Origin of the sequence: Enterococcus sp. DIV0806c (genome assembly GCF_051710905.1) — a bacterium.
Taxonomy (GTDB): Bacteria; Bacillota; Bacilli; order Lactobacillales; family Enterococcaceae; genus Enterococcus_B; species Enterococcus_B mundtii.
Map to the genome: position 1 here is coordinate 1,027,095 of NZ_JBIOLO010000001.1, position 14,699 is coordinate 1,041,793.

The window sequence follows — 14,699 nt, forward strand, 5'->3', positions numbered from 1 at the left end:
ATTTGAAATTTTAAAAGTTGTTGAAACCATAGGTATTTCTTTTTAGTGCTGGATATTGGTACTTAACTATTTAAGTAGGCCATCTGAATAGTTATAGTGTAAGGCGTTCTTGGTGTGTGCATAAACTTGCTAACGTATCTTATCGTCTTGGTATAGCTTTCAGGAAGTTATATTGTCCAGATATTCGCGAAACATCCATTACACAGTAATCGCCCATTTCTTTCCCACATAAAGAATGCCTTGTTACAATTACACTATTATGATAAGTTTAATGTAGTGTATTTGTAACGTAAGTGAGGGGATTAAATGCAAGATAAGCTGAAAGCGTTGTTGCGTATTCGCGATGGAAATTTATCTATGAAGGAAGCTAGAAAATTAGGAATTTCAGCAACTACTGTACAAAGATTGGTGAATCAAGGAATTTTGATGAAAGTTGATCGTGGTTATTATGTAGAGACTGGTCATGGAATCGATGATTTATTTTGTCTTCAGCAACGATTTTCCAGAGGAATATTTTCTCATGAAACGACATTAGATATATATCAACTTTCTACAAACATGCCGAATTTCATTCATTTGACTTTTCCACATGGTTATAATGTGAATCGTTCAATTACGAAAGAGCAACAGTTACAATTTCATTTTGTGAAGAAGGAAGTATACGAGTTAGGGAAAGTGGAGGGCACTTCCTTTCAAGGAAATCCTATTATTATATACGATAAGGAACGAACTCTTTGTGATATTTGGAATCCGAGATATGAAATTGAATACGAAATGAAATTAGAAGCTTTAAAAGAGTACATGAGAGATCCTATGAGAGACCCAAGTAAATTAAGAGATTATATGACAAAACTACATGTAGAAAAAGAAATGAAATATCATATGCAGAGTTTGTATTGATGGAGAGAAAATATGACCCCTACACAATTTACAGCAAAAACAAGAAATCTTGCAAAAAGTATAGGATTAAATGCACAGTTAGTTCAAAGGCATTTTATGATGGATCGCTTAGTTGAACAAATCTCTGAATCGAAGTATAAAAATGACTTTATTTTGAAAGGTGGTTTTCTATTAGGTTCAAAATATGGAATTGATAGAAGAACAACAATTGATATTGATACGACATTTAGAAATAGTAAATTAACTAAAGAAAAATTGAAGAACATCTTTAAAGAATTAACTAGTAAACCTACGAAAGAGGGAATTGTTTTCTCTGTTCAAGAGATTAAAGAGACAAGGGAAATTGATTTTTATCCTGGGTTTCAAATTAAAGTGATTGCTCATTTAGAAAAAATACGTGTCCCATTTAAATTGGATGTAACAACAGGAGATTCTATTTATCCTGAAGTAGATATACATCATCATCAATTGATGTTTGAAGATAAAAAAGTGGAGATTCCAGCTTATCCAACTGAACAGATTATTGCAGAAAAGCTGAGTGCTACATTTAGCTTTGGGACAGACAATTCGAGACTGAAAGATTACTACGACCTATTTGCCATCCCAAAACTAGAAAATATTGATATGAAAGAGCTATATATAAGTGTCCGAAATACATTTACAAAACGTGGAGACAACAAACCGTTATCTTTTTATTATGAAAGGGAAATCGAAAAGATAAAAGGGAGCGATTATTTGGAAAAACTATGGGACAAATATCGCTCAGTTAATTCTTTTGCGAATTCTATTTCATTTGCAGATACAGTTAACGGAGTTGCTTATCTAATGCAAAATATAATCAAAATTGAAAATCAAGAAAGAAAACAATAGTTTACAAGAATTGAAAAAAATCAAGATGGCAAACGATATTAATTGTGTGATTTAGCGTAAATCAGCGGAAGAAATAAGCTTGGTACAGAGGTGTTTGGCCTTGAAAAACAAAGTAAAATAGACTGAAAATCAAATAAAAAAAGCTGAGACTTGGTTCTCAGCTTTTTTTCATTTCTTCCCTTGAAATATTAAAATAAATATTCTTAATTCGTGATTATTATTCATTATTAAAGCATAAAAGTGAAATAAAATAAATAAATATACAAAAAAATGGTTTATTTTTGAAATTTTCATGCTATAATGACAGAACAAAATGAATAAGGGGCGAGACAATGAAAAAGATTTCAGGAATTATTTTATTTTTAGTTACAACATTCGCATTAGGAGCGTGTGGTAATGGGGATGCAGCAGAATCAAACGATCAATTGGCAGAAATCAAGGAAAGTGGTGTATTGAAAGTAGCAACATCTGCTGATTATGCGCCGTTTGAATTTCATACGATCGTCGATGGGAAAGATCAAATCGTCGGATCAGACATTGATTTAGCAAATGCCATTGCAGATGAACTTGGTGTGAAACTGGAGCTTTCAGATATGAGTTTCAATACAGTGTTAGCCTCTTTAAAAGAAGGAAAAGTCGATGTAGCGATTTCAGCAATTTCAGCGACTGCAGAACGGAAAGAACAATTTGATTTCACCGATAATTACTACAATCCGCCACAAGTTCTCGTGATCAATAAAAAAGATGAAGACACGTTAACAAGCATTGATCGCTTGGCAGGTAAAAGCTTAGGGGCGCAAAAAGGCTCGATCCAAGAAGCAGTGATCAACGAACAAATCAAAGAAGCTAAAGTAGTCACGATCGATAAAGTACCAAATATGGTGATCGAGATCAATCAAGGTTCGCTGGATGGCATGGTCGTTGAACAAACGATTGCCGAAGCATATATCGCTCAAAATCCCAACTTGATGATTGCAGATATTCCTTTAGAACAATCAGACGATGAAGCTTTTGCTATTGCCTTACCAAAAGGGAGTACAGAATTACAAGAAGAGTTGAATAAAATTATCAAAAAACTAAGTGATGAGGAAAAAATCGATGAATTCATCAAAAAAAATCATGAACTAGCTGAACAAACAGCGACAGAATAGAGGGACGCAGTGTGAATTTTTCGTTTTTAGATAAGTACTTACCTTATTTTTTATCCGGCGCGGTCGTTACGATCGTCATTTCGATCTTGACTGTCATCTTTGGTACAATGATCGGCTTAGCCATGGCATTATTGAAGCGCTCAAAGATCAAGCCTTTGAATTGGTTAGCTAATAGTTATATCGAATTATTAAGAGGCACACCGATGTTATTGCAGATCATGATCGGATTCATCTTATTGCAACGTTTCTTTCCAGCGGTGGATTGGTCCGTGGGGATTTTAACGATCGACTTAGGGCGTTTGATACCAGGAATCATCGTATTATCACTGAACTCTGGGGCGTATGTTGCTGAAATCATACGTGGAGGAATTGCGGCTGTTGATATGGGACAAACAGAAGCTTCGTATTCACTAGGCTTACGTCCTGTACAGGCGATGCGTTATGTCATTTTCCCACAAGCGTTGAGAAATATTTTGCCACCATTAGGAAATGAGTTTGTCACGTTGATCAAAGATTCTTCTTTACTGACAGTGATCGGTATCAATGAATTGATGGGATCTGCTCAAATCGTTATCTCAAACTCCTATATCCCATTGGAACCTTATTTTATTGCCGCAGGGTTATACTTCGTTATGACCTTTGTAACATCGCGGTTGTTGAGTAGTTGGGAGAAAAAACTCGGAAAAGGGTATCAACGTTAGGAGAGAATGTCGTATGGAAAAATCAATAGTATCGATCAAACAGCTAAGTAAATCATTTGCAGAAACAGAAGTATTGAAAGGAATTACTACGACCATTTCCGCCGGGGAGGTCGTGGTGATCATCGGTCCTTCAGGTTCAGGAAAAAGTACGTTTCTCCGTTGTTTGAATCTACTCGAATCCCCTACAGCTGGTACGGTGGAGTTTGAGGGAACGGATATCACACACAAGCAACACGATATTTTTAAAACAAGAGAAAAAATGGGCATGGTTTTTCAACAGTTCAATCTATTTCCCAATATGACAGTATTAGAAAATATCACCTTATCACCAATCAAAGTGAAAAAAATGCCTAAGAAAGAAGCCGAGGCGATCGCTTTGGAATTATTGGCAAAAGTTGGCTTGTCAGATAAAGCCACCGCCTATCCTTACTCTTTATCAGGTGGACAGCAGCAACGGATAGCGATTGCCCGAGCGTTGGCAATGCAACCAGACGTCATGTTGTTCGATGAGCCCACTTCGGCACTTGATCCAGAAATGGTGGGTGAAGTACTCTCGGTTATGTTGCAATTGGCACAAGAAGGGATGACGATGGTCATTGTCACTCATGAAATCGGCTTTGCGAAAGAAGTGGGTGATCGAATCATCTTTATGGATCAAGGACAGATCGTGGAAGAGGGGACACCTAGTGAAGTGCTGGAGCGGACGAGCCAGCCTCGGACCATCGATTTTTTGGCCAAAGTACTGTAGTAAAAATTAAGATATAAGGAATGGCGCTCTTTTTCCAACATTACCTATGGATAGTGATTTCAGTTCTTTAGGTTTTTCTAAAATTGTATGAATGATGTTCCAAAAGTAACTCTTTCAGTAATAAGCAACCAACTCCAGAAATAGAAGAATCTATTTTATGAGCTGGTTGCTTATTTTTTGGAGTTGGTTCCTTCTGTTATTCCCTCCATTAAAAGGTTTAATGTATAGAGGTAGTTTTTTTTTAGATTTTACAGTATAATATGGGGTTGAGGAGTACATATCGTGCTCCTTCATTTTTTGCAGATGAGGAGACAACATGTTTTCAAATTATAAACCTACATGGATGGTAGAAGCCGTCTATAAAATTACCCCTGCACAACTGAAAAAACTAGGGATCAAAGCCGTCTTGACGGACCTTGATAATACACTGATTGCTTGGAATAATCCAGATGGAACGGAAGAATTGTTCACTTGGATTTTAGAAATGAGAAATGCGGGCATACCAGTAGTCGTTGTTTCTAACAACAACTCAGAACGCGTAGCTCGTGCAGTTAAAAAATTTGAGCTACTTTATGTTGCAAGAGCGTTGAAGCCTTTGCCAGTGGGAATCAATAAAGCAAAAAAAATGTTGGATCTGGCAGATGAAGAGATCATCATGATCGGTGATCAGATCATGACCGATATTCGTGGCGCGAATAGTGCCGGTATCCGTAGTGTCTTAGTTAAACCAATCATTGAGACTGATAGTTGGAAGACGAAATTCAATCGGTTCTGGGAACGTAAGATCATGAGTTATTTAGTAAAGAAACATCCAGATATGGATTGGCGAGGTGGCATTGAATGAACGAAGAATTGCAATGTATCGGTTGTGGCGTGATGATCCAAACAGAATATCCTGATGAATTAGGCTATACACCAAAAGCAGCACTCGAAAAAGGGTTAGCAACAGGGGATGTTTATTGTCAACGTTGTTTCCGTTTGAGACATTATAATGAGATCCAAGATGTATCATTGACAGATGATGATTTCTTGCGATTACTAAATGAATTAGGACAAAAAGACGCATTGATCGTCAATGTGGTTGATATCTTTGATTTCAACGGCTCACTGATTCCTGGTTTACATCGTTTTGTCGGCAATAATCCTGTTCTTTTGGTAGGAAATAAAGTCGATATTTTACCTAAATCATTGAAAAAATCAAAAATGATCCAATGGATGAATGAGCGTGCCCATGAAGCAGGGCTAAGACCTGTTGAGGTGTTGTTGACAAGCGCAAAAAAAGCACCTGAAATGACAACACTTCTAGAGAAAATCGAAAAATATCGTGAGGGTCGAGATGTATATATCGTTGGTGTGACGAATGTCGGAAAATCGACATTGATCAATCAGATCATCAAAAATACGGCAGGTGTCCAAGAAGTGATCACGACTTCGCAGTTCCCAGGAACAACGTTAGACAAAATCGAGATCCCATTGGATGATGGCCAATTTTTGATCGATACACCAGGAATTATCCATCGTCATCAAATGGCCCACTATTTAGGCAAAAAAGACTTACGTATCATCGCACCGACGAAGGAAATCAAGCCTAAGGTGTATCAGCTGAATGAAGGTCAAACGCTTTTCCTTGGAGGATTAGCTCGATTCGACTTTATCAGTGGCAAACGAGGTTCATTTATTGCTTATGTATCAAATGATGTCAATTTACATCGGACAAAATTAGAAAAAGCCGATGCTTTTTATGAAAAACATGTAGGCGGCTTATTGCAACCACCACGTCCGAATGAAGTCAGTGAATTCCCTGAACTTGTTCGCTTTGAGTTTTCTGTAAAAGAAAAGACAGATATCGTCTTTGCAGGACTAGGTTGGATCACGGTAACGGAACCAGCAGTCATCGCAGGCTGGGCGCCAAAAGGGGTACATGTGTTAAGAAGAAAAGCACTGATTTAAGAAAGAAGGAAAAACATGAGTTTAAGAGGAAAGCAAAAACGATTTTTACGTAGTCAGGCACACCATCTTCAACCGATCTTCCAAATCGGTAAAGGTGGGATCAATGAAGCAATGATCGTCCAAATCGAAGAAGCACTTGAAAAAAGAGAATTGATCAAAGTATCATTGTTGCAAAATACAGATGAGATCGCGGAAGATGTGGCACAAGTATTAGAACAAGCCATCGCATGTGAAGTGGTTCAGATCATCGGACGCGTGCTTGTTTTATACAAAGCATCATCTAAAGAGAAATACCAACGGATATCTAAAGAAGTACATGCAATCTAAGGAGTGACGAAGATGAAATCGCAAGCGAAATCCTTTGTTCGACCTCAAGTATTTCCAAAAGAAATGCCCCATCTTTATGAGAAAAGAAAACAGGTGGGGATCTTGGGCGGAACTTTCAATCCTGTGCATCTAGCCCATCTAGTGATGGCAGAACAAGCAGGACAGAATTTAGGACTAGACCATGTCTGTTTAATGCCTTCCTATCAACCACCTCATGTGGATGAAAAGCCAACTATACCGGCAGAACATCGCTTAAACATGCTGGAACTTGCGATCGAAGACAATCCTTTTCTAACGATTGAAACGATTGAAATCGAACGAGGCGGCAAAAGCTATACGTATGACACGATGAAGGCTTTGACTCAAAATAATCCTGATACGGACTACTATTTTATCATCGGCGGTGATATGGTCGAATATTTACCAAAGTGGTACAAAATCGACGAGTTATTGACAATGGTCCACTTTGTCGGTATCCATCGACGTGGGTATCAAGTGGAAACCCCGTATCCTGTGATCTGGGTCGATGTCCCTGAGATTGATCTAAGTTCGACAAAGATTCGTCAAAAAATTCAACAAGGTTGTTCCGTCCGTTATTTGATCCCAGATAAAGTCTTGGATTATATTCAGAAAGAAGGATTGTATCAACATGAATTATAGTACAGATTATACGGCCTATACTCGAGAAATTTTGATGCAAAAAGTCCAAATGAGAATGAGTGAACAACGCTTCAAACATGTCTTGGGTGTAGAACAAACAGCTGTTGCACTTGCTGAAAGGTATGGTTGCTCGCCAGAAAAAGCGAGTATCGCCGCATTGACACATGATTATGCGAAAGAACGACCAGACGATGAGTTTATCTTATTCATCGAACGTGAGCAACTTGACCCAGAGTTATTAGCTTATGGAAATGCAATTTGGCACGGATTAGTCGGTGCATCATTTGTTGAACGAGAATTAGGCATCACTGATGAGGAGATCTTACAAGCAATCCGTCTCCATACGACAGGAGCTGCTGAGATGTCCTTACTCGATAAAGTCATCTATGTGGCTGACTATATCGAACCAGGACGTTCTTTTCCAGGTGTCAAAGAAGCCCGTGAGATTGCCATGATCGATTTAGATGAAGCAGTTGCATTCGAAACCAAACATACATTAGCACATTTGATTGCGCAAGAAAGCAAAATTTATCCAAAAACAATTGAAACATATAATCATTGGGTGGCAAAATAGCTGATCCATTAGGAGGAAATCATCATCGATAGTAAAGAACAATTAAAAATCGCTGTCCAAGCAGCAGATTCAAAACGTGCAGAAGATATTTTAGCTTTAGACGTCCGTAAAGTGTCGCTATTAGCTGACTACTTTATGATCTGTTCAGCAAACAGTGAACGTCAGATCAATGCCATCGTGGAAGAAATCATTGAAAAAGAAGAAGAAAGCAAATACGAAGTAAAACGCGTAGAAGGAAAAGAAGGCGGCAAATGGATTCTGATCGATCTAGGTGATTTGATCATCCATGTATTCCATGCCCCAGAACGTGGTTTTTATAATTTAGAGAAGTTATGGTCGGATGCGCCACTTGTCGATTTGACTGAATGGTTGGATTAGCATGGCCTACGAAACATTTGCCTTTATTTACGATGAAGTCATGGATGACGGGCTTTATGAACAATGGCTCGCATTTTCTAAACGCCATTTGCCTGAAACAACTAAAAACATCCTTGAACTAGCTTGTGGTACAGGAGCATTAGCTGTGGCTTTTGCCAAAGACGGCTACAATGTAACTGGTTTGGATCTATCAGAAGAAATGCTGATGATCGCCAGTCAACGTGCCTATGAAGAAGAAGCAACGGTACAATTTGTTGAAGGGAATATGTTAGATCTATCAGAGAGTGGGCAATACCAAGCCATCACTTGTTTCTCAGATTCTTTGTGCTATATGCAAAACGATCAAGAAGTACAACAAGTATTCGATGAAGTCTATCAGGCATTGGAAGAAAACGGCCGTTTCTTGTTTGATGTCCATTCCGTTTATCAAATCGATCAAGTATTTCCGGAGTATAGTTATCATTACCAAGGAGACGATTTTGCCTTTCTTTGGGACAGTTATACGGGGAAAGAAAAACATAGCATTGAACATTATTTGACATTCTTTGTCGAATCACAAGAAAAAGACGGTACGTTCACACGTGAGGATGAATTACATCAAGAACGTACGTATCCACTAGAAAACTACTTGCGGATGTTAGAGAATAGCGGATTTGCTAAAGTAGAAGTATTCGCTGATTTTACAGACGAAACACCTAACGAAGAATCCAGACGTTGGTTTTTTGTCGCCCAGAAAGAAGAAGGCGAAATTGACGAACTGTAGCAAACAATAAAAAGGAGAGACGGCTGGATTAAAAAGCTTAGTCTCTTCTTTTTTACTAGGCGAAAGGAGAAAAGCGAATGAAAGTATGTGGCATCATTGTTGAATATAATCCCTTTCACAATGGTCATCTTTACCATGTCCAACAAGCACGGGAACGAACCGGTGCCGATGTAGTGATTGCGGTGATGAGTGGCAATTTTTTGCAGCGAGGTGAACCGGCGATTTTAGATAAGTGGCAACGTGCAGAAGTAGCCTTGCAAAACGGAGTGGATCTCGTAGTTGAATTACCAATCGAGTGGGCAGTACAATCTGCTGATTATTTTGCCAAAGGAGCAGTTCAACTGTTGCAAAAATTAAACTGTGACTATTTATGTTTTGGAACAGAAGATGAAGCGACCTTCGATTATCAAGCATTCGGTCAATTTGTTTTGCACCATCAGGATCAAATCACCAAAGCTTTTCAAGAATTACCTGATCAGACAATGAGTTATCCGCAAAAGATGACACAGGTATTCAAACATGTCTACCCAGAAATCTCACTTGACTTTTCTTCACCCAATCATATTCTAGGGTTGAGCTATGCAAAAGAAAATGCTACGTATGAACATCCAATGGAATTAGTTCCGATCAACCGTAAAGGGGCTGGCTATCATGATGAAGACTTATCAGAAGAAACAATAGCCAGTGCCACAGCGATTCGTAAAGCACTAACTGAAAGTCGATCGATTTCTGCAACAGTTCCATCAGAGACAGAGACGTTTTTAAAAATAGCAAGTTTGCAAACTTGGACATCCTATTGGCCCTTGCTAAAATACCGTCTTCTTTCTTCCACCGTTGACTCGTTGCAAAAAATCTACCAGATGACGGAAGGTTTAGAGATCAGGATGTTAGAAGCGGCAAAGACAGCTAATACATTTTACGAGTTTGTCGAACAAGTCAAAACAAAACGCTATACGTGGACGAGGATCCAGCGCTTGTCATGCTACGTGTTATTAAATATCCAAAAAGAAGAGATGAGAGAGCAACAGATGCAAGAATACATCCATGTGTTGGGCTTTACAACAGCAGGTAGAGCATGTCTCAAAAATAAAAAAACCTTAGCCCTTTTTGCGAAAATCGGCAAAAAAGAAGCGCAAGTGGCAAAACTACTCGTTCGCAGTGATCAAATCTATCGCTTAGGTGGCGAGGTAGCGGAACAAGTATTTGGGCGAAAACCAGTCTTTATCGAAACGATCGAAGAGAAAAAAAGCTTCACATAAACCTGATTCACAAGTATAATGAAACAGGACGTTTTGTGTGTTCCCGCACGAATCAAAAAGAATCTATCTTATATCAAATCAGAAAGCGAAGTGAAACTATGGGACGTAAATGGGCCAATATCGTAGCTAAAAAAACAGCTAAAGATGCAAATAACAGCCGAGTTTATGCGAAGTTCGGAATTGAAATCTATGCAGCAGCAAAATCAGGTGACCCTGACCCACACGCTAACCAAAAACTACGTTTCGTCATTGAACGCGCTAAAACTTACAATGTACCAAAACATATCATCGACCGAGCAATCGAAAAAGCAAAAGGTTCAGGGGATGAAACATACTCTGAATTGCGCTATGAAGGATTTGGACCAAATGGCTCAATGGTGATCGTAGACACATTGACCAACAACGTCAACCGAACAGCCGCTGATGTGCGTGCAGCATTCGGTAAAAACGGCGGAAATATGGGCGTTTCTGGGGCAGTATCTTATATGTTCGACAATACCGCGATTTTTGGTTTTGCCGGTGAAGATGCAGATGAGATCTTAGAATACTTGATGGAAAAGGACATTGATGTGCGTGATGTCATGGAAGAAGATGGCCAAATCATCGTTTACGGAGAAGTGCCAGATTTCCACAGTATCCAAGAAGCACTAAAAGAAAAAGGCATCACTGACTTTTCAATTGCGGAGATCCAAATGATCCCTCAAAATGAAGTGACGTTGACTGGCGAAGACTTGGAACAATTCGAAAAAATGATCGATGTATTAGAAGATCTAGAAGATGTCCAACATGTCTTCCATAATGTTGCCTTAGAAGATTAATTGAATAAAGCGGATAGAAGAGGCCATGGCAGAAGTGTTTAGCCTCGAGAAATAAGGCGCCAGCCACGAAAATTGTTTTTCAAATTTTTGTGGCTGACGCCTTATTTCTGAAGATATACTTCTGTTCCCGCCGTTTGTTCAGTTTTAAGTGTTGTAAGAGGATGAATGTCCAGACACTTTTTTATTTTCCTAAAAAACAAACAGCCGTTATTCTGTTTGAAAAGCCATTGTCATGTTTTGCTTTTGATCTTTTATTTATCCAACTTTTTCTCGTAAAGGGATTTTTTGTCGATTCTAAAAATGAAGTATAGTCATACGATGTGAAAGAAAGAGAACAAGTACAGAGTAGCTAAATTAAAAATCCTGTGTTATTTGTTACAGTTTTTTTGTGATTTATTATCATTTCTATTTCAACCTGTGTTATTATTAAAGTATCGTGAGTAAACGAATAGTAATTTGATGTAGGCGGGGAAAGAATAATGGAAGCAAAAATTAATCTAGAGCCTTTCGAACGTATTCTAAGCGGTTACCAAAAAGTAGAAGAGTTGGCAGTCAATATCACCGATTGCTCAAAGCTTGCACAAAAATATGCACCTTATGGGGTAGAAGGCTATCGTTTAGGAAACTATATAGGCACAGGCTATTTGAATCGTTACCTAGAATGTATGGTTGATCGCGCGCCCATGCTGATCTATAAAAAAAAATATTTGATTCCATTGCTTTTTCGACGTTCTGACTCAGCATTTCAGTTGTTTGAAGAAGATTATCGGATGGAAGCTTTCTTTTTATTATTGGACTGGAGTCTGAAGCATCAACCAGAAAAGATATTGATTGAGACAAGTCAAAAAGTAGATACGAAAAAAGAAAAAGTCATTGATACAGCTTATTTGGCTTTTCGTGTATCAGAAATATTGGATAGTGGGGGTTACCCGATCAGTAATTTCCAAACAGTCGAACAATTCATGGATTGGAATCGTATTTATCGTCTGATCGATAATGGAGGGATTGGTCGCCATAGTAAAGTATTTGACCCAGAATATCCCGAAAATATCGAAGAATTGCGAATGATCGTCTCACTTGTTCGTTTGAAATACCCAAACACAGATTTGATGTTGTGACCGATAGATGAATAAAAAGAGGCAGAGACAGAAGTGTTTAGCCTCGAGAAATAAGGCGCCAGCCACGAAAATTGTTTTTTCAATTTTTGTGGCTGGCGCCTTATTTTTTGAAGAGGTTACTTCTGTTCTCGCCGTATATTCAGTTTAAAGTGGTGGGAGAGGACTGATTTTCCTGATGCTTTTTATTTTTAATAACGAATCAATCTAAAGCGAGAGACTCATGATTTTCAGTAGCCAATGTTTGTAGAAAAGAAGCGTCTTTCGCTGATGTGAAGAGGATCAATTCATGCATAGCACGCGTACACATCGTATATAAGATTTGTTTGTCATGACCTGAATTGAAATGTGCATCATCGACATTCCATAAAAAGACTCGGTCAAATTCTAATCCTTTTGCTAGATAAGCAGGAAGAAGAATAATTGAACGTTTCATAAAATCAGACTCGTCCGCAATCAATTGGACTTGATCTTTTAGCGAACTAGGCAATTGTTCATAGAGTACTTCACATTCAGCGATCGTTTTACCAATGATCGCAGTACGCCAATATTTTGCTTGCTCTTTCGTGTCAATGATCGTTTGTTCCAACCAATTGATTTTACTTACAGATGAATCACTTTGGACGATCAACGGTAGGCGACCTTCACGAGCCGTTGTTTCTACAAGATTGTCGTGAGCTAAGAAATGATTGGCAAAATCAGTGATTTGCTTCGTGGAGCGATAGCTCGTCGTCAATTGGAATTGGGTCACTTCTTTCTCTGGGAAAAGCGACTCTAGCGAACCAGTGATCGTCTCGTTCCCAAAAACATTTTGGTTCAGATCCCCACAAAATGTTAGATTGGCAGTTGGATAGATTGATTGCAGCAATGCGACCTGCGAAGGAGCAAAATCTTGCATTTCATCAATGAAAATATACCTTGCCTTTTGTGTGACTGATACAGGATGGATTCGACGCATCAATAGGAAGTACAAGACGGCGTCTTCCTGCGGCAATTCTCTTTTCCGTAAGTTCATTTTGACTTCTTGAAGATGTTCGTTCCAAGAAGTTTCGCTGATTCCATGTGCGGTTAACATCGTTTTAGGAATCGTTTGTAAAAAGTGAAGAAACTGTTTCGGTAAGTTGACGAATTGATAATGTAAAATTCCTCGGTGAACTTTACGGAATCTTTTTTTCACGATTTGATTCGTGAGTTTTTTACGCAATGATTTTTCTTTTTGTTCGGTGTATTCTAAATTTGGATCGGTTGCATATAGTTCTTGAAGTTGTTCTTCTGCAAGTTCTTTGACCCATTTCTGACGGGTTTCATCCTTTTGCAGGCCGCCCAATTTTTTCAATAACTTTGTCTGTAATAAAGATAGACGTTGATGCAATGGAAGTAGTTCATTGGTTTCTTGGTACCATCTTCGGATCGCTTCTTTGGATAGGATCTTTCGACCATTGATTTTCATCTCACGGAACAATGGACCAAAATCAGTGATCGTCTGGATGTAAGTCTCAAGATGATCAACGAAAGTCAATCCGGATTTCAACGTTTTTATCGGGTCATCAGCACCAGAAAGGAAACCGACTTCTTGTTGTTCTTCTTCAGTCAACTCAAATTCAGGAACCAATTGCTGTAAATAATTTTTGAAGGTTTGTGTCGGAACACCACTTTCACCAAGAGATGGTAAAACAGTGGAGATGTAATCAGAAAACAGATGGTTTGGTGAGAACAATAAGACGTTCTCAGCATCCAGCCATTTCCGATTGTGATAAAGGATGAATGCGATACGTTGAAGTAATGCTGAAGTCTTACCGCTTCCAGCAATTCCTTCGATCAGCATCACTTTACTGTTGGTGTCACGGATAATGGCATTTTGTGCTTTTTGGATCGTTGAAACGATGTTTTTCATGTGAGCACTTGATGCGTCATCCAAGATTTCTAATAGAAAATCATCATTGATGACTTCAGATGTATCGACCATAGAGACAATTTTTCCTTCAACGATTTTGAACTGTCGTTTCAAGAGAAGTTCGACGTCGATTTTTTCGACATCTGTTTCATAAAAAGCAGGACCGATTTCTCCTTCGTAATACAGGTTAGCGATCGGTGCACGCCAGTCGATCACGATGGTTTCTTCTTCTGTATCTCTCAATGAGGCGATGCCAAGATAGAGAGTTTCTTTTTCCGTCTCTTCTTTGAAATCGATACGAGCAAAGTAAGGACTGTCTTTCATTACTTCTAATGTTTGCAGACGTTTTTGCTGAGATTCTAATGTGTGGTATTTTAAAAGCAATTCTTGTTCATGTTGGCGGTATTCGACCACTGACTCATAAAAAGACTCGTTGGAGCCGCTACGTATTTTGTGATTAGCTGTTTCTTTTGTGGAGTCATTCATTTTTTCAGTCAAGTCGCTTAATTTGCGATTCAATAGGCGTTGTTCAAGTTGGATCATTTGTGTGGTTTCTTCCACATGCTGTTGTTCTAATTGTCTTTCATTCAT

At 38.6% G+C, this 14,699-nt stretch carries 16 protein-coding genes; 15 read left to right on the forward strand and 1 reads right to left on the reverse strand.

The annotated features are described in order from the left end of the window. Positions 1-306: 306 nt before the first annotated feature. From IGK77_RS04835 to IGK77_RS04905, 15 genes are all read left to right on the forward strand, one after another. Positions 307-900, forward strand: coding sequence for a type IV toxin-antitoxin system AbiEi family antitoxin domain-containing protein (locus tag IGK77_RS04835; RefSeq protein WP_074799757.1), 594 nt, complete (start codon positions 307-309; stop codon positions 898-900). A 12-nt stretch (positions 901-912) separates the two neighbouring features. Further along, positions 913-1,770 carry a nucleotidyl transferase AbiEii/AbiGii toxin family protein gene (locus IGK77_RS04840; RefSeq protein ID WP_438713027.1) on the forward strand — a complete coding sequence of 286 codons (858 nt, stop codon included), beginning with the start codon at positions 913-915 and terminating at the stop codon, positions 1,768-1,770. Between the two features lie 332 nt (positions 1,771-2,102). Then, on the forward strand, positions 2,103-2,921 hold the full coding sequence (locus IGK77_RS04845; RefSeq protein WP_074799755.1) for a transporter substrate-binding domain-containing protein: 819 nt from the start codon (positions 2,103-2,105) through the stop codon (positions 2,919-2,921). 11 nt (positions 2,922-2,932) lie between these two features. Then, a complete protein-coding gene (locus tag IGK77_RS04850; RefSeq protein ID WP_074799754.1) occupies positions 2,933-3,622 on the forward strand; it encodes an amino acid ABC transporter permease in 690 nt (229 codons plus the stop codon). A 13-nt stretch (positions 3,623-3,635) separates the two neighbouring features. Beyond that, positions 3,636-4,370: an amino acid ABC transporter ATP-binding protein gene (locus IGK77_RS04855; protein ID WP_071866008.1), complete on the forward strand. Its 735-nt coding sequence runs from the start codon at positions 3,636-3,638 to the stop codon at positions 4,368-4,370. Positions 4,371-4,686: 316 nt separating this feature from the next. Beyond that, positions 4,687-5,214 carry a YqeG family HAD IIIA-type phosphatase gene (locus IGK77_RS04860; protein ID WP_010735865.1) on the forward strand — a complete coding sequence of 176 codons (528 nt, stop codon included), beginning with the start codon at positions 4,687-4,689 and terminating at the stop codon, positions 5,212-5,214. After that, positions 5,211-6,320: a ribosome biogenesis GTPase YqeH gene (gene yqeH / locus IGK77_RS04865; protein WP_071866009.1), complete on the forward strand. Its 1,110-nt coding sequence runs from the start codon at positions 5,211-5,213 to the stop codon at positions 6,318-6,320. The genes IGK77_RS04860 and yqeH overlap by 4 nt, the downstream gene beginning before the upstream one ends. Positions 6,321-6,335: 15 nt before the next feature. Beyond that, positions 6,336-6,647 (forward strand): ribosome assembly RNA-binding protein YhbY, encoded by a 312-nt coding sequence (gene yhbY / locus IGK77_RS04870; RefSeq protein WP_019724120.1) that lies wholly within the window; start codon positions 6,336-6,338, stop codon positions 6,645-6,647. A 12-nt stretch (positions 6,648-6,659) separates the two neighbouring features. Further along, positions 6,660-7,307: a nicotinate-nucleotide adenylyltransferase gene (locus IGK77_RS04875; RefSeq protein WP_010735862.1), complete on the forward strand. Its 648-nt coding sequence runs from the start codon at positions 6,660-6,662 to the stop codon at positions 7,305-7,307. Then, on the forward strand, positions 7,297-7,881 hold the full coding sequence (gene yqeK, locus IGK77_RS04880; RefSeq protein WP_023519420.1) for a bis(5'-nucleosyl)-tetraphosphatase (symmetrical) YqeK: 585 nt from the start codon (positions 7,297-7,299) through the stop codon (positions 7,879-7,881). The genes IGK77_RS04875 and yqeK overlap by 11 nt, the downstream gene beginning before the upstream one ends. A 24-nt stretch (positions 7,882-7,905) precedes the next feature. Continuing rightward, entirely contained in the window at positions 7,906-8,259 is a 354-nt protein-coding gene (gene rsfS / locus IGK77_RS04885; protein ID WP_034688417.1) for a ribosome silencing factor, read from the forward strand. Between the two features lies 1 nt (position 8,260). After that, on the forward strand, positions 8,261-9,022 hold the full coding sequence (locus IGK77_RS04890) for a class I SAM-dependent DNA methyltransferase (RefSeq protein ID WP_066025699.1): 762 nt from the start codon (positions 8,261-8,263) through the stop codon (positions 9,020-9,022). A gap of 77 nt (positions 9,023-9,099) precedes the next feature. Beyond that, positions 9,100-10,281: a nucleotidyltransferase gene (locus tag IGK77_RS04895; RefSeq protein ID WP_071866011.1), complete on the forward strand. Its 1,182-nt coding sequence runs from the start codon at positions 9,100-9,102 to the stop codon at positions 10,279-10,281. Between the two features lie 98 nt (positions 10,282-10,379). Further along, positions 10,380-11,099, forward strand: a complete 720-nt coding sequence (locus IGK77_RS04900; protein ID WP_029594248.1) for a YebC/PmpR family DNA-binding transcriptional regulator — start codon at positions 10,380-10,382, stop codon at positions 11,097-11,099. Positions 11,100-11,578: 479 nt separating this feature from the next. After that, positions 11,579-12,217, forward strand: coding sequence for a hypothetical protein (locus tag IGK77_RS04905; protein ID WP_071866062.1), 639 nt, complete (start codon positions 11,579-11,581; stop codon positions 12,215-12,217). Between the two features lie 199 nt (positions 12,218-12,416). Here IGK77_RS04905 and helD read toward each other — a convergent pair whose 3' ends face one another. Then, the gene (helD, locus tag IGK77_RS04910; RefSeq protein WP_074799753.1) at positions 12,417-14,699 is read right to left on the reverse strand and encodes an RNA polymerase recycling motor HelD; all 2,283 of its coding nucleotides are present in this window, start codon (positions 14,697-14,699) and stop codon (positions 12,417-12,419) included.